We start from the raw sequence: 19,645 nt of genomic DNA, 5'->3' as shown, positions 1-19,645 counted from the left end.
GGTTTCTGCTACCTTGCCGTTGCCCCTCAACCTGGTAATCCTCTTACGTTCTGCATGATTAGCTATTTCCGACTTCTCACGGTTGCCGCGCTGTCCCTGGGAGGCATGGCCGCCGTACCAGCCGATCCAAAACCCACTACCGAGCAGCTGATTGCCCGCCTGACAGCGTCCATCGAAAACCTGAAAACCCTGCGCTGCAACGTGCGGGCTCAGGAGCGGATTGCCGGCAGCTATCAGCAGGCGCGCACCAGCATGAAAATGACCTTCAAGCCCTACAAGGTGTATCTGCGCAACCAGAAGGGTATTGAAGTGCTATACGTAACAGGCCAGAACGATGGCGATGCCTGGGTGTACCCCAACAGTTTCCCCTACGTCACGGTCAGCCTCGATCCGCTGGGGGCCCTTATGCGCAAAACCCAGCACCACAGTGTACTGGATGCTGGCTATGGTACCATTGCTGAGCTGCTGCGCGGCTCCGGCCAGCGCCTTGACCGCAGCTTCGAGAAAAGCTTCCGCTACGCCGGCGACACGACGGTGCAGGGCCGCCCCGCCCACATCCTGCGCGCCGATTACCCCCAGTTTCGCTACGTAGCCTACAAAACCACCAAAGCCGAAACCGTAACCTCCATTGCCGACCGGTTCGGCTGCGGTGAGTACCGCATTCTGGAGCGCAACGACCTCTCGCCTGGGGCTACGGTACCCGCCGGCCGCACCCTGCAGGTGCCCAACGCCTATGGCCGCCGCGTCATCATTGCCGTGGATCAGAAAATGACCCTACCCCTGGTTATTCAGGTAAACGACGACAAAGGCTTGTTTGAAAAATTCGAATTCAGCGACATCGTAGCCAACCAGCCGATTCCCGCCCAGGAATTCACCAAGGATTTTAAGGGATACAAACTTTAATCACGGATTCAGATAGTCTTCTTCACCTACTGATTCGCTGCAAACAAAAAGAGCTTGCCATCTGGCAAGCTCTTTTTGTTTAGTACTAATAGCGCTGGACGAAGCAGCGCCAAAACAAGTCTAAAACCGTGATTTAGCGGCGCATGGTTTTTTCGATGTGGTCCCACATATCAGGGGTCAGCAGCTCTAGCTTGTTAAACTCGCCGGCGCCGTTGAGCCACTCGCCTCCATCAAGGGTTACTACCTCGCCGTTCATGTAGGCCGAGAAGTCAGAAACCAGGTAAGCGGCCAAGTTGGCAAGCTCCTGGTGGCTGCCTACCCGCTTCAGGGGCACGGAAGCTGCCGGATCGAGCTTGGAAGCCAGGGGCTCGGGAAACAGGCGGCTCCAGGCGCCTTCCGTCGGGAAGGGGCCGGGGGCAATGGCGTTGGAGCGGATGCCGTACTTGGCCCACTCTACGGCCAGGGAACGGGTCAAGGCCAGTACACCAGCTTTAGCCGCCGCCGAAGGCACCACAAACGCCGACCCGACTGAGGCATACGTCGTCACGATATTGAGAATAGTGCCGGGCTGCTTTTCGGCAATCCAGTGCTTGCCGAACGCCAGGGTGCAATTGCAGGAACCCTTCAACACAATGTCCACGATTACATCGAAGGCCTTGTGGCTCAGTCGCTCGGTAGGACTAATGAAGTTACCGGCGGCGTTGTTGAGCAGCACATCCACCCGGCCAAATGTTTCCACAGTTTTGCGCAGCAGGGCCTCTACCTCATCGTACTTGCGTACATCGCACTGCACAGCCAGCACGCCCTGGTTACCGGTTTGCTGGCGCAGTTCCTCGGCGGTTTTCTCTAGTACCTCCAGCTTACGGGAGCTGATGACCACATTGGCGCCCAGCTGCAGGAAATAGGTAGTCATGGCGCGGCCGAGGCCGGTGCCGCCGCCCGTTACCACGATAGTTTTGCCCTGCAGGGCATTGTCGCGGAGCATAGGCTGGGCGTAGGGGTGAGTTGCTGACATAAGGTGAGAAAGTTGAAGTGGGAAAATTCTGTTCAGTGGCTATACTGCGGACGGGGCTTGCGTAAACCCGTCAGGCGGGTAACGGTGCCCTCGGCTACTATCCGGTTACACTCGCAATAGTAAAAGCTGGTGCCCGGCCAAAGCCTCGGCCAGTGAAAGGGCCGGGCCGCATCGAGCAAGATAGCAACCCGTACGTGCAGCCACTCATCAATGGGTAGCGGCAACTCCCGCAGCGAGTTACCAGTTTCGGGGTCATAGAAGTCCGGGTAGAGCCACATGTAGCTAATCATTGGGCGGTCCTGGGCGTAGCAAAAATCCCACCGTACGCCATTATAAGGGGGCAACTGCCGCCCGCACTCCTCGGGCAGTAGCAGCCGCACGCGGGCCTCAAAGTCGTCGGCGTAGTCAGCATACAGGCGGTACGGGGTGGTCATAGGTAGTATGCTTGCCTACTTGTTGGGCTACAAGGTAACAGTTTGTCCATTCGTGGGGCGGCTCCTTGCCCGGGAAAGATTTTTTGCCACCTTTACCCCGCATGACTGACGACGCTACTTTCCTGTCTTCTAAATCCACAATAGCCGTATTGGGCTGTGGCTGGCTTGGGCTGCCACTGGCCCGCACGCTGGTTGAGGCCGGCTACCGGGTGCATGGCTCCACCACTACACCCGGCCAGCTGCTGACCCTGCGCGACGCCGGCATCCGGCCGTTTCTGCTCAGCCTGGCCCCTAACCTGTCGGTGATTGATGCCGATACGCTGCAGGCCCTGTTGCACGGCGCCGAGGTGCTGGTACTGAACGTGCCGCCCAGCCGCGCGGCCGGCCGCCCCGACGCCTACCCCGCCCTACTCCAACCAGTAGCCCAGGCCGCTACCCGGGCCGGGGTGCAGCATGTACTGCTGGTCAGCTCTACGGGGGTGTACGCCGACGAGCCCCGCATCATGCGCGAAGCCGATGCCCAGGCCGCCGCTACCGCCAAAGCCCCACTGCTGCAGGCCGAGGCCTTATTTCAGGCTTCCCAGCACACGGTGGTGCGCCTGGCCGGACTGATAGGGCCGGGCCGCGCGCCAGGTCGCTTTCTGGCGGGCCGGGCCGGCGTGCCCCACGGCGAGGCCCCAGTCAACCTGATTCACCTGCAGGATTGTATCAACCTGCTAACCAGCATCATCGAACGGAAACTGTGGGGTTATACCTTTAATGCCAGCGCGGCTACCCACCCTACCCGGCGCACCTTCTATACCGCTGCTGCTACCCGCCTCGGACTACAGCCGCCTACTTTTCTGGAAGAATCGACCGGCGGCAAGCAAATAGACTCCTCCCTGATCCGGGAGCTGACCGGCTACCAGTTTCGGCACGAGGATGTGGTAGCGGCCCTAGAGTATTGCTAGTGCAACTGCTTCTCTGCCACCCGTACAAGCCGTACCTTTGCCTTTGTGAACGAAGCGAAGAATACCGTGGCCGTGTTGGGTGGTGGAGCAGCCGGCTTTTTCGGGGCCATTGCCTGCGCCGAAGCCAACCCCAGCCTGCGGGTAGTCCTGATTGAAAAAACTTCCAAGCTGCTAAGCAAAGTCCGAATTTCCGGGGGCGGGCGCTGCAACGTGACGCATGCCGCCGATACGGCCGCCCAGCTGGTGCAGCACTACCCCCGCGGGGCTAAGCAACTCAAAGAACCGTTCAAGCAATTTGGAGCTGTAGATACCGTCCGGTGGTTTGAGCAGCGGGGAGTCCGACTCAAAATTGAGCCCGATGGCCGCATGTTTCCCACCACCGATTCGTCGGAAACCATTGCCCGCTGCCTGCTGGATGCGGCTCGGCTGGCCGGGGTGGAAATACTGCAGCAAACCACCGCGGAGCACATCGAGCCCCTGCCTACGGGTGGCTTTCAGCTGACGCTCACGGGTGCTCGGGCCCAAACGCTGGCCGTAGCCCGGCTGCTGGTGGCCACAGGCGGGGCGCCTAAATCGGAGCAGTACGAGTGGCTGCGGCGGCTGGGCCACACCGTTCAGGAGCCGGTGCCCAGCCTGTTTACCTTCAACGTGCCCGATTCGCCCTTGCGCGAGCTGCCGGGCGTGAGCGTGCCCCGGGCCCGGGTGCGGGTTTCCGGTGAAAAGCTGGAATACGAAGGGCCTGTGCTGGTTACGCACTGGGGTGTGAGCGGGCCTGCCGTGCTCAAGCTCTCGGCCTGGGGCGCCCGCCGCCTCCACGAGCTTCAGTACCAGAGCACGGCACTTGTTAACTGGCTCCCCGACTACACCGAGGACACGCTGCGCCAGCATCTGCTGGAGTTTCGGGAGCTGCACGGCAAAAAAGTGGTGGTCAGCAACCCGCTGTTTGGCCTACCCCAGCGCCTCTGGCGAACCTTCGCGGAGCAAGCCGGCATTGGCCCGGAAACCCGCTGGAATGAGCTCCCGGCTAAGTTACAGAACCGCCTGATTGAAGGTTTGCTCCGTACGGCCCTGCCCGTGCGCGGCAAAACCACCTACAAGGACGAGTTTGTAACCTGCGGGGGTATCAGCTTAAGTGAAATCAATATGCAAACCATGGAGAGCCGCCGGGTCCCTGGCCTGCATTTCGCCGGCGAAGTACTTGATATTGACGGCATTACCGGCGGCTTCAACTTTCAGGCAGCCTGGACCACTGGTTACCTCGCCGGCCGGGCCATGGCCAGATCAGGGAGGCCGGCCGTAGCCTCAGCCGTAGCGTAAAAAACCTGAAATACACTAGGTTACTCAGCGCTTCCGGTTGTGGTAGCCGTGCTTATTGCTTCCCGTATTAAGGCTGCCTGAGGGTAGAGCACTTGACTAGTTTAGTTGCTATTGCAACTTCGTTTGGGGTTTGGCAGTAAAGGAAACCATAATTCTCCTTTCCTAAACACCAAATCTACTCTCCTCATGGAAGCCAACGAAACCCAGGCCCTGCTCAAAGAAATTGTTCAAACGCTGAAAGACGGTGAAAAAGGCTACTCCGAAGCCCTCACCGATGTAGAGGATCAGGATCTGAAAGAAGTATTTAAAAAGTACGCCGTGCAGCGCGACGGTTACCTCACGGAAATCGAAGACCAACTGCATCAGCTCAATATTAAGGTGGAAGAGGAAAGCTCGGTAACGGGCACCCTGCACCGGGTTTTTATCAACCTGAAGTCGGCCATTACCAGCAAAAGCCGGGAGAGCATTCTCAACGAATGCGAACGGGGCGAAGACTACGCCGTGAAAGCCTACCAGACGGCGCTTAAGGCAGAAGGCCTGCCCGGTCAGCTGAAGTCTATTATTGAGAAGCAATACCAAGGCATTCAGCAAGGCCACGACGAAATCAAAGCCCTGCGCAACGCTTCCAAATAAGCTTTAAGGTTTTGCGGGTTAAGGAACATTTTTCGACCCGCGTTCCGGCTGCATTTCAACCCAGCCTAAAAAAGAAACAGCCACGTGATACCACGTGGCTGTTTCTTTTTTAGGCTGGGTTGAGTGGAAGCTAATTGTCTGAAATCTGACCAATTAGCTTCCAACCACCAAAATCTGGAGCTTACTCGTCGAAGCCTCCGTTGTCGCGCTTGCCTTTGTAGCCGCCACCGTAGCTTCCGCCACCGCGGTTACCACCGTAGCTGCCACCTTCCCGACGGTCGCCCCCGTAGGAGCCGCCGCGGTTGCCGCCGTAAGAGCCGCCACCGCGGTTACCACCGAAGCCGCCTTCCCGACGCTCGCCGTAGCTTCCGCCGCCACGGTTTCCACCGTAGGAGCCACCGCCACGGTTGCCGCCAAAGCCGCCTTCCCGACGGTCACCACCGAAGCCACCCGGACCCCGACGAGGACGGTCGCCGCCGAAGCCGCCGCGGTTGCCGCCTTCCTGCTGGGCATCGCCCTCCTGGCGGGGGGTAGCAATGTTAAAGGCTACGGGCCGGCCCTGAATGGTGCTGCGGCCCAGCTGGCTTACTACCTCCTCCACAAACTCATTCGGTACTTCCACGAAGCTGAACTTGTCGTAGAGGGCAATGTCGCCCACTTTGCCAGCGGTGAGGCTGGTGTTTTCGGCAATCAGGTCCACGATGTCGCGGGGGTGCAGACGGTCCTTTTTGCCCATGGTCACGAACAGGCGCGTGAAGCCGGGGCGAGCGGCACCCTGGGTGCGGCTGGCGTCAAGGCTTTCCTGGGCGCGCTTGTCTTCTTTCATCGTCATTTTCAGCAGGGCGGCAGCCACGTCCAGCGACGTTACACCATCCTCCTGGTCCTGATCGATCAGGCGCTGCACGCGGGCAATGTACTTATCTAGGTTGCCCTTCTCGATGACCTCTTTAATAGAGTTCAACATGAGGGTGGTCTTCACCTCCGACACATCCTCAAACGAAGGCACGCGCTCCTGCTTGATGGTGGCTTTGGTGAAGCGCATGATGTCGCGCAGCTTATAGATGTCGCGGCCGCTCACGAAGGTGAAGGCCTTGCCCTGCTTGCCGGCGCGGCCGGTACGGCCGATGCGGTGCACGTAGTATTCCTCGTCGGCGGGCAGGTCGTAGTTCACTACCACTTCCACGTTGTCCACGTCGATGCCGCGGGCGGCTACGTCAGTGGCTACGAGGATTTCCAAGGTACCTTTGCGGAATTTATCGAGCGTGTTCTGGCGCTGTTGCTGGCCCATGTCGCCGTGCAGGCCCTCGGCGAAGTAGCCTTTGGCTTGCAGGTCGCCCACAATATCATCCACCATGCGCTTCGTGTTAGCGAAGACGATGCCCGACTTAATGTTGTACATGTCGATGAGGCGGGTCAGAACGTCTTTCTTCTGGGGGCCGCGCACTTCGAAGTAGCTCTGCTCGATGTTGGTAACCGTCATTTCCTGATGGTTTACCTTCACGATCTGCGGCTCCGTCTGGTAGCGCTTGGTCATCTCCATGATGGGCTTGCTCATGGTAGCCGAGAAGAACACCGTCTGGCGCTGCTCAGGCATCTGCTTGAGCACCGTCTCGATGTCGTCGCGGAAGCCCATGTCCAGCATTTCGTCGGCCTCATCCAAGATGATCATTTTGCAAGCGTCCAGCTTCAGGGTACCGCGCTCAATGTGGTCCATTACGCGGCCGGGCGTACCGATAACAATCTGCACGCCGCGCTCCAGGGCCCGGAACTGACGGTCATAGGAGCTACCGCCGTAAATCGGCACTACCGAGAGGCCACGCTTGTACTTGCCTAGCTTCTGGATTTCGCCGGAAACCTGCACGGCCAGCTCGCGGGTAGGGCACAGCACCAGGGCCTGCACCTCACGCGAGTCGGTATTGATCAGTTCAATGGCGGGGATGGAGAAGGCCGCGGTCTTACCGGTGCCGGTCTGGGCCTGTCCGATTACGTCGCGGCCGGAGAGCAGTACGGGAATAGCGCCGGCCTGAATGGGCGAGGCTTCCTCGTAGCCCACTTCAGAAATAGCGCGCTGCATTTCTTCAGAGAGGGTCAGCTCACTGAATTTCATTTTTTCCTTTTCGTTTTCCATGTCTGTGTTGATGGAGTGGAGACTGTAGCTCTGAAAACAGCGGATTCAGCGACGCTCTTCTCCCACTCAACACAACGACAAGTGACGGAAGCAACGGACGGAAGATAAAGCCGGCCCAACAGGTTTCTTAAAGGCAGCTCTTAAGCTGCGCGGAACGTGGCCGTTCTCAAATGCGGGTGCAAAGATACGCAGAAATAATGAAAAAGGCCAGGCATGCCATAAGATCATCCCGGGCGCAGTACTCCGAAGCCTGGGCAACTACGCCCGGTTGCCCGCCAAGTAGTGAGCCGTTTCCTACCCCGGCCTAAGGGAAGGAAATGGGGCATGTTATGGCAAAACCAGCCCTACCCCTTGGCGGGGCGGACAGGGCATAAAAAAAGCAGGCTCTTCGGGAGCCTGCTTTTCTAAAGATATCCGGGAAGGATGCTGGACTAAGCCAGTTTCACTTTCACGGCGTTCGGGCCTTTGCGGCCTTGAGCAATTTCAAATTCCACTTTGTCTTTGTCGCGGATTTCGTCGATGCACTCGGTTACGTGCACGAATACGTCTTCGCCGGTTTCGTCAACTTTGATGAAGCCGAAACCTTTGGTTTCGTTGAAGAATTTTACAGTTCCTGTCTGCATGGTACTGGTGATGATGGATGTTTTGTTAGGAAAGCGCACTCAACTCTGCTTTCCCTCCCTTGCGGAAGTACTCAACAGGACGGTGAAACCGCGTTTTCTTATTCTGCTCAAATATACACGGATATTTTAGATGTGGAATACCTTATGCACGAAGAAACACTATCCATGCGCGCAGGCGCATCGGCCCTACTCAGCAGTCAAATATCTGTTTATCATATATTTACACCTTAGCCAGCTCATATATTCCTGCTTTTATTTTGTCAGAAGCTCGCGTGCATCTGCGTTCGGGTTCGGGTACGTCTGGTACATTTGCCCTCTATGGAGACACCCACGCCGCCCGCCTTCCGCTTCTCCCGCCTCCTTACGGTTCAGCCCGAGGACATCGACGAGCTGGACCACGTAAACAACGTGCAGTACGTGCGCTGGGTGCAGGATACGGCCGGGGCCCACTGGCTGCGGGCCTACCCCCCGGGCGAGCGGGAACAGTACATCTGGGTGGTGCGGGAGCACCGGGTGCAGTACCGCCATCCGGCCCTATTGGGCGAGGAGCTGCGCTGTACCACCTGGATTGGTGAGGTGCGCGGGGCTCAGTGCCAGCGTTTCGTGCGCATTGAGCGGGCCGAGGATAACAAGCTGCTCTGCGAGGCGGAAACCCAGTGGGTGCTGCTGGACCCCGCCACCAAACGGCCGGTGCGGATAGAGCCGGACGTGGTAGCGCGCCTGTGGGGGCCGGTAAAAAATTCTGACAACTAACTATTTGACTGTCGGACACCGCCTAATTTGATTAAAGTGTCAGTCACAATATCTATTAGTTCAGGACACTCGGGGGCGGAAAGGAGAATTACTAAATTTTCGCCCTCAATAGCTGTCTTATAAAGATTTATGGGTCCGTATTTATGTAAAAATCGACCTAATAAGCTACTGCTTTTCGGGTGCGTCAGTCGATATAGGCACTCTTCTGATAAGGGTGTCTGACAAGTGTAGGCACTGTCTATAATAACTGTCTATAATAGATGTGTAAACTTGTAAATTCCTCTCCTTCCAAACGGTGAGAAGAATTTCTTCTATAGATGGGTTTCCTAAAGGAAAAGTAAAGTGCGCTTGATAGGAACCCATTGAGCTTGTATCGAATGTGACAGTTAAAGTAAGCCAGTTACGTTCTTATTTCCCCTTTCAATGCCCTCCACCTTCCGCATTTACTCATCTTCTGCTGGCTCCGGCAAAACCTATCAGCTCACTAAAGAATACCTGAAGCTGGCCCTGGGCACGGACGACGCGTCGTACTTCAAGCGGATTCTGGCTATTACGTTCACCAACGACGCGGCCGGCGAGATGAAGGAGCGCATTATTGGGGCCCTGAGGCGGTTTGCGCAGCTGCCGGAGGGCGAAACCGACCCGCTGCTGACAGACATAGCAGAAGAACTGGCGGCCGAAGGGCAGCTGGCCTACCTCCCTACCCCCCAGGAGCGGCAGCAAGTGCTGCGGGAGCGGGCCGGGCGCACGTTCCGGTTGGTGCTTTATCACTACGCCGATTTCGCGGTCAGCACCATCGACTCCTTCGTGCAGCGCATTGTTACGGCGTTTACCCGGGAGCTAGGGTTACCTGCTACGTTTGAGGTAGAGCTGGACAGCGCCACCGTGCTGCAAAGTGCGGTGGCGCTGCTGCTGGACCGCGTGAACCGCGACCCGAACGCGGCGCTGCTGTCTCGCACTATTTCCGATTTTGCCCTCAACAAAGCGGAAGAAGGCCGCAGCTGGAACAACCTGCCCGAAGAGCTGGTGGACTTCGGGCAGTTCCTGCTCAGCGAGCCGGTGCACGAGGCCGTGGATCAACTCCAGAAACTCAGCATGCAGGATTATCGCCGATTGTACGAGGCTCTGCGCCAGCGCAAAGCCGAAATTGAGGATGCCTTCCGCCAAGTGGCTCAGGTAGCCCAGGAAGCGGTGGACACGGCCGGCGTGGCCGACTCGGACCTGTACCAGGGCCGGAGTGGGCTGCTGGGCTACCTCACCAAGTGGGAAGAACGTCTGCAGGCCGACAAAGAAGCCAACTCCTACGTGCGGGCTACCGTGGACCAGGATAAGTGGTACAGCGGCAAGGTGAAAACGCCCGCCGATAAGACCCGGGTAGATGCCGTGAAGCCGGCCCTACTATCGGCTTATGAGTTGGTGGAGAAGCTCCGCACCACTCTCCTCCCCGACTACCTGCTGGTGACGGGCATGCTACCCTACCTCTTTCAGGTAAGCCTGCTGAGTGAGCTGAGCAAATCGGTGGACCAGTTGAGCCGCGACCGGGGGGTAGTACTGATTGCTGAGTTTAACCGCCGCATTGCCCAGATTGTGCTGCGCGAGCCGGTGCCGTTTCTGTATGAGCGCATGGGCGAGCGGTACCTGCATCTGCTGATTGATGAGTTTCAGGACACCTCGGTGCTGCAGTGGAACAACCTGCTGCCGCTGGTGGAAAACGCCGTGGCCGGGGGCAACCTGAGTCTGGCCGTGGGCGACGCCAAACAGGCCATTTACCGGTGGCGGGGCGGCGAAATGGAGCAGATTCTGCGCCTGCATCAAAACCAAACCGAACACCTCTATAATAAGGCCACCGACGAGGAGCTGCGCGACCTGCTGGCTTCCCGCTACCAAACCCTCGACCAGAGCCTGGAAGCGGCCAGTCTGAATACCAACTTCCGCTCGGCGCCCGCCATTATCGAGTTCAACAACCGTTTCTTCAGCCAGATCAGCGCCACGCATACGGCGCTGCCATTGGTGCAAGGCATTTACGACGAACATTTCACCCAGCAGGCACCCACGGCCACCGGCGCGCCCGGTCATGTAGAGCTGCTCTTCACGGAAGATAATGCCCCCGCCTGCCGCTACGACGCGGCCATCGGCACCTACACACCCGAATTGCTACCCGGCTATACCACCGGCCAGACCCTGGACTACAACGAAAGTACGCTTTACCTCACTCTGCAGCTGGTAGAAAAAGCGGTAGCCGATGGGTTCCGCCTTCAGGATGTGGCCGTGCTTTGCCGCCGCCGAGACCAGAGCCGCCGGGTAGCGAAGTTTCTGAAGGAGCGCGGCTACGACATCATCTCCGCCGACTCGCTTTCCCTGGAGTTTGCGGAGGTAGTAAACCTGCTGGTGGCTTTGTTTCGGGTGCTCAACCAGCCCGCCGATACGCTGGCCCGGGCCGAGGCGTTGCTGCTCATTGATAGGGTAGTACGCGGCCAGGATCCTACCCCCGAGCGGGCCCGCAAGTGGTCGGAGCTGGCTAATCACGAATCGGTGAAGCCGTTTTTTGACGAGCTGCGCGCCTTGGGCTACGACGTGCAGGAGCAGGAAACCGGCAACCTGGGGCTGTATGAGCTGACGGAGCGCCTGATCGGGCTGTTTGGGCTGCTGCACCGGGTAGCGGAGCAGGAGTATCTGTTCCGGTTTCTGGATCTGACCCTGGAGTACAGCCTGCGCTTTGGCAACAACCTCAACAACTTCCTGACTTATTGGGCCCAGCGTAAAAGCAGCCTTAGTATCAACGCTCCCGCCGGCCGCGACGCCATTACCATCACCACCGTGCACAAAGCCAAGGGCCTGGCCTACGGAGTGGTGATTGTGCCGTTCGCCGATTGGTCGCTCAGGCCCTACATGGGCACGCTGCTGTGGGGCCGCTTGGCCGATGCTGCCGATAAGCCTCTGGCTGATATGCCCGCCGTGGCCGTACTGCCCCAAACCCAGGCCCTGCTGCGTACGCCCCTGGCTACCCAATACACCGAGGAGGTAGAAAAGACGTTTCTGGAAGGACTGAACATGCTGTACGTAGCCTTCACGAGGCCTCGTCACCGCCTGTATGCCATCAGCCGCAAGCCCAAACCTACCAAGGCTGCCAAAGATGGTGAAGCTTCATCGGAGACACAGGAGCCGGCCAAAACGGTGGCCGAGCTGCTACACCGCTACCTCGTGAGCACCGTGCAGTGGGATGATGAGCAAATGGCCTACGTGCTGGCTGATGCTCAGGGCTTCGTGCCTGCATTCAAAACCCAGGAGGCCCCTGCCGATACTTCCCTACCCCTCCACAACCTCACCAGCACGCCCTGGGAGGAACGGCTGCGCCTGAAGCGCCATGCCAACACGGTGTTCGACTTCGATGACCAACAGGCCCAGCGCGAGTGGAACCGCAAGTTGCACTACGCCCTGCGCCGGGTGAAGCGCGCCTCGGAGGTGGATCGGGTAGCGGCGCAGTTAGTGGCCGAAGGCCTGGTGAGCACCCGCGAGCGGTCGGAGCTGCTGCACCGCCTGCACGAGGTAACGGAGCACCCCCAAATGGCTCATTACTTCAGCGCCGAAGTAGAGGCTGAGGCCGAGCGGGAAATTCTGGTAGGCGGCACGCGCAAGCAGGACTACAAGCCCGACCGCATCGTGTTCGAAACCACTGGCCGCCTCGTAACGCTCATCGACTTTAAGGCGCCCCCACCCGAGCCGCGCCACCGCCAGCCCCTGCAGCGCTACGCCCAGCTGTTCCGGCAGCTCGGCTACGAGCAGGTGCGGTGCGTGCTGTATTATTTTGATACGCAGGAGATAGTGGAGTTTTAGGTGGCAGTTAGCGTCATCGGGGTTCCGGAAGGCTTACCTTTACCGTCTGCCCTACCCCTCCCCTTTATGGCAACACCCCGCAAGGCCGCGCTTGGCTTTATTTTTCTGACCCTGCTGCTGGATGTCACCGGCATCGGCATCATCGTACCTGTTATTCCGGCCCTGATCCGGCACCTGACCGGCGGCACCATCAGCGACGCGGCCCGGATTGGTGGCTGGCTGGTGTTTGCCTTTGCCGTGATGCAGTTTCTGTTTTCGCCGGTGCTGGGCAACCTCTCCGACCGGTTCGGGCGGCGGCCAGTGCTGCTGCTGTCCCTGCTTGGCTTTGGGCTCGATTATCTGCTGGTAGCTTTTGCGCCCAGCATCGGATGGCTGTTTGCGGGCCGGCTGATTGCGGGCGTCATGGGCGCGAGTTTCACCACGGCCTCGGCCTACATCGCCGACATCAGCACCCCGGAAACCCGGGCCCAGAACTTCGGGATGATTGGGGCGGCCTTTGGCCTGGGCTTTATTATCGGGCCGGCTTTGGGCGGAATATTGGGCAAATACGGGCACCAGGTGCCGTTTCTGGCGGCTGCGGGTATTACGCTGCTCAACGTGGTGTACGGCTACTTCGTGCTGCCCGAATCGTTGCCCTTGGAGAAACGGCGGCCGTTTGAGTGGGCGCGGGCCAATCCCATAGGCTCCCTGCAGATGTTACGGCGCTATCCCGTTATTACCGGTCTGGTGGCCTCGTTGCTACTGCTGTACGTGGCGGCCCATGCCACGCAATCCACCTGGTCGTACTACGTCATCGAGAAGTTCAAGTGGACCGAAGCCTGGGTGGGCTATTCCCTGGGGGCCTTGGGCCTGCTGGTGGCCATCGTGCAGGGCCTGCTTATCCGGCGCATCAACCCGGCGCTGGGCCCGAAACGCTCGGTGTTCCTGGGCATGCTGCTGTACGCGGTGGGCTTCGTGCTATTTGCTTTTGCCTCCGAGGGCTGGATGATGTTTGCCTTCCTGGTCCCCTACTGCCTGGGCGGCATTGCGGGCCCGGCCCTGCAGGGCATTATTTCTGGTCAGGTGCCAGCCAATGAGCAAGGCGAGCTGCAAGGCGCCCTAACCAGCCTCATGAGTCTGACTTCTATCGTGGGCCCACCCCTGATGACCAACCTATTCTCCTATTACACCGGCCCCAAAGCACCCCTGTATTTTCCTGGGGCACCATTTATTCTGGGTGCAGTGCTTATTCTGGTGAGTTTGCTGCTGCTGGTTCGGTCCCTGGCCTCGTATGTGGCTCCCGCCCCGCAAGAAGCCGCCGCTGAGCCCGTGGTAAGTGCCGGGCATTAACCTAACTGCTCAATAGACTCATCATACAAACAGAGAAGACCCACACATCAGGCAGATGCGTGGGGCTTCTCTGTTTTACAACTGACCTAAGCTTAACGCTTGCCCAGCAGCTTCTTCAGGCCCTTCAGAGCTTCGGGCATGGCCAAGGCCACGGAGGCAATAGAAACGACGGTGGCTACCTGGCAGTAGAAGCACAAGGCCTTGTTTTCCTGCCATTCTTCCCGACCCAGCTTCACGGTGGTAACCGTGTCGAACAGGGTTTTCAGGCCCATAGCCACGGGCAGAAAGGGCTGCTGGGCGGCGCGGTTCATGCCGCCGGCCCCGGCCAGCGTAGCCGTGAGGCCATAGGTCATAATCATGGGGAGGGCATCGGGCGTGTCGAGGCGCTTGTAGGCGTAGTCCGAGGCATCCACTTTGTCGGAATCAAACACATCCAGGGGCGGATCGGGCAGGTGCTTGATGATGCCGGTTTGGTAGAGGCTGACCATCTGGCCGGCCGCCACGCCCACCAGGGAAAGGCCGATAATCCAGCGGCGGCGTTTGAGGTCGGCGCTTTTGCCGTGACGTAGCTCCAGGCTGAGTTGGGTAGGATCCATCAGAAAAGTATAGCAGGTGGTTGGTGCTACGGGGTTACGTGCTTCTGAGGGGGTAGGGTTAAGGTGGAGCTTGGCGCCGGGTAGCTACCCGGCCGTTTTCACCCGACGGTAGCGCAGCTGCTCCGGGTGGTTTTTATCGGCATAGAACTCAAAGCGAGTGTCTTCTTCCTCAATAAAGAACCGGATTTCGGTGGGGCGGATCGGGGGCTGAAACCGGGTCATTTGCCGAAATTTTACTTCCTGCGTGGCCCCTGGGTTCTGCCAGGGTATCAGGCGTAGCCCGCGCTCTGTGTCTAACAGGTAGTAGGTATTGGAAGCGGGCACGTAGGCGTACGGCACGGAATAGCCAAGGGCGCTGGCAAAACCCTGGTACCGGAACTGCGCCAGCTTCCTACCCTCCAGGTTCAGCACGAAGGCATTGGGCTGAGCAGTCATTCCGGGCGGCACCTGCCACTCCATGCTTTCCGGGTTGCCGAGGCTGTCATTTGTCACAACATATTCGCCGTATTGATAGATAGTCAGCAGGGTGCTGTCGGAGAGAAAACGGGCCAGCACGAGGTCGGCGTGCGGTTTTTGCAGGGGCAGCGGCGGCCGGCCCGCGCGCAGCAGCTGGTGGCAGGTAATGAAGGCGCCACCACGCGGGGTGGGCAGCGGGTCGCAATCGGCACGACCTTCCCCGAACTCGTTGCCTGCAGCCAGATGCCGTACCCGGCCCTGCAGGTCCAGCAGGTAGAAAAGGCAGCTACCCACGTCGCTGCCCGGAATCCCGACTTCCTGCCAGAAAGCCAGCCCGCCTAGCTCCGGATAATACCCCAGAAACCGGGGCGGCGTCGGCTCACTTACCACCACGATATCGGCCCCAGCCACCTGGTAGAAATCCGGCTTCCGGAACTCCTTGCGCATTACTGGCTGGCCCGCCGCCGTGATAAGTGCAATGCGGTAGTAGCCTGCGGGCCCCTCCACCAGCCGGTTGCGGGCGAAGTTGCTGTCGGCGGCCAGGGCCGGCCCCACAATGCCATCGGTGGCAATGCGCAGCATGTGCGCCGAGTCGGCGGTGGCGCTCAGGCGCAGGCGGTATGGCTTCCCGTCGATAAGGAAAGTGGTGTCGGTAGTGGCCTTTTCGGGCAGGGTTCGGCTTAGCCAGTCGGTGGTGTTGGGGGCGGGCGGTACCGGTGCGGCAACGGCCTCCGCGTCTATCGAGTTCGGGGCGGTGGGTGGGGTAGTAGCCTGCCGGCGGGTGTGGAGGGTTGGCAGGAGGTGATGAAGCCAACGGCCAGTAAAAACAGGGAGAGACGACGAAAGCACATGCGGCAATGTACAGCAGAAAAGACTGGCCCATGCTTCCGGCTGGTAAAGTGTGTCACCATCCAGACACCGGACACAACAGCCCCTACTGGTACCATCCCGCCACTGAAACTCCGGCAGTAATTAAACTGGGAGCTAGCTGCTTTTAAGGCTTAATGACAAAGGCCGTTAGCTCGGCCATTTTGCCGTCGCGGAAACGCCAGACGTCGCAGTAGGCATACTCCGTGGCCTGGCCATCTTTGTCGGGCAGCGTAATCGTACCGAGGGCCGTTACAAAGTCACCCTCGGCAATAAACTGCCGGGCCTGAAATACGGGTGGCTTCTCATAGGCGGTGACCATCCAGGCCCGAACCGCCTCCTTCCCCCGCAACGTCTGCTCGCCTACAAAAGTCCACTGTGTATCCTCGGTGCAGTGGGCTAAAAAGCCCTCATTGTTGCCGGTGCTGATGGCGGCATTGGCCTGTTCCAGTATCGTTTTGTTATCTGCCTTCATAGGAGAAGTAATGAGATGGATAAGCGGGCGCGCATTGTGCAATGGTTGGGTGTGCGGCCACAGACCATCAGCTACATACGCTGGTAGATTGACGTAGTTTATAGCAGACAAAGTCAACATGTAGGAATAGGACATTGACGTTAATTGAACCTACTAAAGTTTGGCTGCGCGGCAAAGGGCTGCCAAACTCAGGGAATCATACGAGGGGCATAAAGTATTAAGAGAATGGATACCGCGAAAAGCCTGGGTAGGCACTATAGCCATCCCTGCCCCGTATCTTTACACTATATGATTACCGCCCCCGCTTCCCCTACCCTCGCCCCGCTCACCAACCGCCCCGATACGACGCCCTTCCTCACGCGCATGGCCCGGGAGTTGGTGGCCAAGTATGGGCCTAGCGGCGACTTGTCGGATTTGGTGGTGGTGGTGCCGACCCGGCGGGCAGTGGTGTACCTGCAGAACGAGCTGAGCCTGGCGGCCGAAGCGGGGGTAGCCCTCTGGAGCCCGCGCATCGCGGCCATGGAAGACTACATGGTGGAGCTGGCCGGCGTGCAGGTAGAGGAGCCCATTGCCCTGCAGCTCTTACTGTTTGAGATTCTGCGCGACATCGACCCCAAGCTGGATTTCGACCAGTTTGTGGGGTGGTCGGGCCTGCTGGTGCAGGACTTTTCCAGCCTCGATCAGAACCTGGCTTCGCCCAAGAAAATCTTTGAATACCTGAGCCAGGCCAAGGCCCTGGAGCGGTGGGAACTGGGCGCCGAGCCTGCCCCCCAGAGCACCACGGCCGCTTACTTCCGCTTCTGGGACGACCTGGAGAAGGTGTACCGTCGTCTGCGCCGGCGCATGGAGCAGAACCACCTCGCCTACCCCGGCCTGGCCTACCGACTGGCCGTAAACCGGGTGCAGGATAAATTGGAGAAAGGCGAGGATTTACCCCAGCACGTATTCATCGGTCTGGGTCTGCTCTCGAAGGCCGAGGAAAAGCTGATTCGGCTGCTGCGCAAGGCTCACCGGGCGGAGGTGTTTTTCGACGCCGATGCCTTTTACCTGGAGCGCGGCTCGCCTAACCGGGCCGGCCAGCACCTGCGCGAGTATCAGGACTTGTTCGATTTGCCCTGGGAGAACTTCGGTGGGCCCGCCGAGCTGCTGCGCGGCCTGCCCCGGGAGGTGCGGTTTGTGGGCGTGGCCAACGCCTCTATGCAGGGCAAAGTGGCCGGGCAGCTGCTGGCCGAGTCGCGGCAGCTGAACCCCAACGCCAAGGTAGCGGTAGTGCTGCCCGATGAAACCCTGCTGCTGCCGGTGCTTCACGGCCTACCCCTCGATGCCGTGCCGGAGTACAACGTCACCATGGGCCTCAACTTCCAGAGTACGCCCCTGTTCAATCTGGTGGATCTGCTGTTTGAGGTGCACCTGACGGGCGTGCGGGAAGGCTCGCCGGAAACCGGCTACGGCATTCCGCGCTACCATCATTTGGCCGTCAGCAAGCTGCTGCAGCACCCGTTTCTGCGCCGCTACCAGCACTGGCTCGATAAGCAGGAAAACACCCAGTACCATGGCCTGCTCGATAAAGTCTGCCGGGCCATTGTGAAGCGCCACGCCGTGCTGCTGCCCGCCGAGGAGCTGGTGGAGCTGGGCCGCGGCCACGAGCTGCTGCAGGCCCTGTTTGCCACCTGGAATAACTGCGACGACATTATTGCGGCGTGCTACACCCTCATCAACCTGCTCAAACAGGCCTACCAGGACCAGCACTCGGCCATTGAGGCGGAGTACCTCTACCTGTTCTTCACCCTAGTTAAGCGGCTTGATTCGGTGTTTGACTGCCGGGAGCAGCGGCTGTCGGTGCGCTCGTTCCGGCGGTTCCTGTATGAGCAGATGAAGGCTACCCGCCTACCCTTCAGCGGGGAGCCCATTGCCGATGTGCAGGTGATGGGTTTGCTGGAAACTCGTGCCCTCGACTTCGACCACATCATCATTCTGAGCTGCAACGAGAACGTGCTGCCGGCCCCTAAGCGCCACAGCTCCCTGTTTCCTTACGACGTGCTCACCACGTTTCAGCTCCCCACCTATGCCGATCATGAATCGGCCACGGCCCACCAGTTCTGGCGGCTTTTGCAGCGCGCCCGCCAGGTAGATCTGCTCCACATTCTGCCCGGCGCCGAGGGGACCCGCACCGGGGAACGAAGCCGCTTTCTGCTGCAGATTGAAAACGACCTAGCCGTACAGAACCCCGGCCTTGTGCTACGGGACCTCACGGTAACCGCCCCTGAAGCGGAAGAAACCCTACCCCCTCAGCACGCCGGAGCCTCTGCCCTGGAAGCCTCCGACGAGACGACGGCCCTGGTGCTGGAAAAGGATGCCGGCATGCTGCTGGCTCTGCGGGAAGTGCTGGATAAAGGCCTCTCGCCCACCGCCCTGAACCAGTATCTGAACTGCAACCTGCAGTTCTACTTCCAGCGGGTAGCGCGCTTTCGTGAAAACGATGAGGTAGAGGAAGCCCTTGGCCCCGATGGGTTTGGAACGGTAGTGCACGAGGCCCTGGAAGAGCTGCTGACGCCTTTTGCCCAGACCATCCGGCGCCAGATGGTGAATGCGCAGGCCCCGCCGCTCACCGCCGCCGATATTCCGGGCCTGGTGAAGCTGGCCCCGGTCATGATAGCCAAGGCCCTACGCAAGGAGGAAGAGGGCCGCCACGCCCGCGCCGACGAGGGCCTGAACCACGTACTGGGCCAGGTGGCCGGGCAGTTGGTGCGCCGCTACCTGGAAAGCCTGCTGGAACAGCCCGATACCTTGCCGCTCCAGATTCAGGGGCTGGAAGAGGAGTTACATGCCACCGTGTTCGTGCCTCTGCCCAGCGGCGAGAAGCTGCCGGTGCGCCTGCTCGGCAAGGCCGACCGGGTGGATCAGTTTCCGGATGGCCGCCTGCGGGTAGTGGACTATAAAACCGGCATGGTGGAGAAGTACCACCTGCAGCTGCTCAAGCGGGGCGAAGGCCCCGCCGAGGCGGTGCAGCGCCTGCTCACCGATGCTACCCCCGCCGCCGACAAGGTGCGTCAGCTTTGGCTCTACCGCTTCCTGCTGGCTCAGCAGGGCCGCCCCGCTGCCGATGCCGCTATTATTTCCCTGCGTAACCTCAGCGCCGGCCCCATGTCAGCCGACATGAGCTTCCTGACCGCCGACGGCCAGGATTTCGTCCAGCACAGCGAACAACTACTTAGCCAGCTCGTCAACCGCATCCTCGACCCCGAAGAGCCCATCCGCAAAACCGATGACCAGGATAAGTGCCAGTATTGCCCCTACCGCAGCATTTGTGCGAGGTAATGGTGTCATTCCGA

General features: G+C 59.6%; 15 protein-coding genes. 8 read left to right on the top strand and 7 right to left on the bottom strand.

From position 1 onward, the window contains the following. Positions 1-54: 54 nt before the first annotated feature. Positions 55-903 carry a DUF1571 domain-containing protein gene (locus FGZ14_RS04075; RefSeq protein ID WP_139921481.1) on the top strand — a complete coding sequence of 283 codons (849 nt, stop codon included), beginning with the start codon at positions 55-57 and terminating at the stop codon, positions 901-903. A 133-nt stretch (positions 904-1,036) separates the two neighbouring features. On the opposite strand, the gene FGZ14_RS04070 is transcribed toward FGZ14_RS04075, so the two are convergent. Beyond that, a complete protein-coding gene (locus FGZ14_RS04070) occupies positions 1,037-1,918 on the bottom strand; it encodes an SDR family oxidoreductase (RefSeq protein WP_139921479.1) in 882 nt (293 codons plus the stop codon). A 32-nt stretch (positions 1,919-1,950) separates the two neighbouring features. Beyond that, on the bottom strand, positions 1,951-2,352 hold the full coding sequence (locus FGZ14_RS04065; RefSeq protein WP_139921477.1) for a hypothetical protein: 402 nt from the start codon (positions 2,350-2,352) through the stop codon (positions 1,951-1,953). A gap of 101 nt (positions 2,353-2,453) precedes the next feature. On the opposite strand from FGZ14_RS04065, the gene FGZ14_RS04060 reads away from it, so the two are divergent. From FGZ14_RS04060 to FGZ14_RS04050, 3 genes are all read left to right on the top strand, one after another. Further along, positions 2,454-3,302 (top strand): NAD(P)H-binding protein, encoded by an 849-nt coding sequence (locus FGZ14_RS04060; RefSeq protein ID WP_139921475.1) that lies wholly within the window; start codon positions 2,454-2,456, stop codon positions 3,300-3,302. A gap of 45 nt (positions 3,303-3,347) precedes the next feature. Next, positions 3,348-4,619, top strand: a complete 1,272-nt coding sequence (locus FGZ14_RS04055) for an NAD(P)/FAD-dependent oxidoreductase (protein WP_257883337.1) — start codon at positions 3,348-3,350, stop codon at positions 4,617-4,619. A gap of 186 nt (positions 4,620-4,805) precedes the next feature. Next, complete coding sequence (locus FGZ14_RS04050; RefSeq protein ID WP_139921473.1) at positions 4,806-5,252, top strand: PA2169 family four-helix-bundle protein; 447 nt, start codon at positions 4,806-4,808, stop codon at positions 5,250-5,252. Between the two features lie 181 nt (positions 5,253-5,433). Here FGZ14_RS04050 and FGZ14_RS04045 read toward each other — a convergent pair whose 3' ends face one another. Together FGZ14_RS04045 and FGZ14_RS04040 are read right to left on the bottom strand one after the other, a co-directional pair. After that, entirely contained in the window at positions 5,434-7,380 is a 1,947-nt protein-coding gene (locus tag FGZ14_RS04045) for a DEAD/DEAH box helicase (RefSeq protein ID WP_139921471.1), read from the bottom strand. 431 nt (positions 7,381-7,811) lie between these two features. Beyond that, the gene (locus tag FGZ14_RS04040) at positions 7,812-8,003 is read right to left on the bottom strand and encodes a cold-shock protein (RefSeq protein WP_110980085.1); all 192 of its coding nucleotides are present in this window, start codon (positions 8,001-8,003) and stop codon (positions 7,812-7,814) included. Positions 8,004-8,321: 318 nt separating this feature from the next. Here FGZ14_RS04040 and FGZ14_RS04035 point away from each other — a divergent pair, with 318 nt between their 5' ends. The 3 genes from FGZ14_RS04035 (at position 8,322) to FGZ14_RS04025 (ending at position 13,919) form a co-directional block, all read left to right on the top strand. Continuing rightward, positions 8,322-8,756, top strand: coding sequence for a thioesterase family protein (locus FGZ14_RS04035; RefSeq protein WP_139921469.1), 435 nt, complete (start codon positions 8,322-8,324; stop codon positions 8,754-8,756). Between the two features lie 423 nt (positions 8,757-9,179). Continuing rightward, entirely contained in the window at positions 9,180-12,590 is a 3,411-nt protein-coding gene (locus FGZ14_RS04030; protein ID WP_139921467.1) for an exodeoxyribonuclease V subunit beta, read from the top strand. A 66-nt stretch (positions 12,591-12,656) separates the two neighbouring features. Next, positions 12,657-13,919 carry a TCR/Tet family MFS transporter gene (locus tag FGZ14_RS04025; protein WP_139921465.1) on the top strand — a complete coding sequence of 421 codons (1,263 nt, stop codon included), beginning with the start codon at positions 12,657-12,659 and terminating at the stop codon, positions 13,917-13,919. A 92-nt stretch (positions 13,920-14,011) separates the two neighbouring features. Here FGZ14_RS04025 and FGZ14_RS04020 read toward each other — a convergent pair whose 3' ends face one another. From FGZ14_RS04020 to FGZ14_RS04010, 3 genes are all read right to left on the bottom strand, one after another. Then, entirely contained in the window at positions 14,012-14,515 is a 504-nt protein-coding gene (locus tag FGZ14_RS04020; protein WP_139921463.1) for a vitamin K epoxide reductase family protein, read from the bottom strand. An 84-nt stretch (positions 14,516-14,599) separates the two neighbouring features. After that, a complete protein-coding gene (locus FGZ14_RS04015; RefSeq protein WP_139921461.1) occupies positions 14,600-15,820 on the bottom strand; it encodes a hypothetical protein in 1,221 nt (406 codons plus the stop codon). A gap of 145 nt (positions 15,821-15,965) precedes the next feature. Then, positions 15,966-16,313, bottom strand: a complete 348-nt coding sequence (locus FGZ14_RS04010) for a nuclear transport factor 2 family protein (RefSeq protein WP_139921459.1) — start codon at positions 16,311-16,313, stop codon at positions 15,966-15,968. 288 nt (positions 16,314-16,601) lie between these two features. On the opposite strand from FGZ14_RS04010, the gene FGZ14_RS04005 reads away from it, so the two are divergent. Beyond that, positions 16,602-19,631: a PD-(D/E)XK nuclease family protein gene (locus FGZ14_RS04005; protein WP_257883336.1), complete on the top strand. Its 3,030-nt coding sequence runs from the start codon at positions 16,602-16,604 to the stop codon at positions 19,629-19,631. Positions 19,632-19,645 lie beyond the last annotated feature (14 nt).

It is taken from the genome of Hymenobacter sp. DG01, from assembly GCF_006352025.1.
Classification (GTDB): Bacteria; Bacteroidota; Bacteroidia; order Cytophagales; family Hymenobacteraceae; genus Hymenobacter.
The sequence above is the reverse complement of the archived record's forward strand: the minus strand, read 5'-3'. Positions and strand labels throughout refer to the sequence as shown.

Bases quoted from the DNA above. Each gene is read 5' to 3' on its own strand.
- FGZ14_RS04070 (WP_139921479.1), bottom strand. From the start codon at position 1,918: ATGTCAGCAACTCACCCCTACGCCCAGCCTATGCTCCGCGACAATGCC.
- FGZ14_RS04020 (WP_139921463.1), bottom strand. From the start codon at position 14,515: ATGGATCCTACCCAACTCAGCCTGGAGCTACGTCACGGCAAAAGCGCC.
- FGZ14_RS04035 (WP_139921469.1), top strand. From the start codon at position 8,322: ATGGAGACACCCACGCCGCCCGCCTTCCGCTTCTCCCGCCTCCTTACG.
- FGZ14_RS04030 (WP_139921467.1), top strand. From the start codon at position 9,180: ATGCCCTCCACCTTCCGCATTTACTCATCTTCTGCTGGCTCCGGCAAA.
- FGZ14_RS04045 (WP_139921471.1), bottom strand. From the start codon at position 7,380: ATGGAAAACGAAAAGGAAAAAATGAAATTCAGTGAGCTGACCCTCTCT.
- FGZ14_RS04065 (WP_139921477.1), bottom strand. From the start codon at position 2,352: ATGACCACCCCGTACCGCCTGTATGCTGACTACGCCGACGACTTTGAG.
- FGZ14_RS04010 (WP_139921459.1), bottom strand. From the start codon at position 16,313: ATGAAGGCAGATAACAAAACGATACTGGAACAGGCCAATGCCGCCATC.
- FGZ14_RS04050 (WP_139921473.1), top strand. From the start codon at position 4,806: ATGGAAGCCAACGAAACCCAGGCCCTGCTCAAAGAAATTGTTCAAACG.
- FGZ14_RS04075 (WP_139921481.1), top strand. From the start codon at position 55: ATGATTAGCTATTTCCGACTTCTCACGGTTGCCGCGCTGTCCCTGGGA.
- FGZ14_RS04040 (WP_110980085.1), bottom strand. From the start codon at position 8,003: ATGCAGACAGGAACTGTAAAATTCTTCAACGAAACCAAAGGTTTCGGC.
- FGZ14_RS04025 (WP_139921465.1), top strand. From the start codon at position 12,657: ATGGCAACACCCCGCAAGGCCGCGCTTGGCTTTATTTTTCTGACCCTG.
- FGZ14_RS04005 (WP_257883336.1), top strand. From the start codon at position 16,602: ATGATTACCGCCCCCGCTTCCCCTACCCTCGCCCCGCTCACCAACCGC.
- FGZ14_RS04060 (WP_139921475.1), top strand. From the start codon at position 2,454: ATGACTGACGACGCTACTTTCCTGTCTTCTAAATCCACAATAGCCGTA.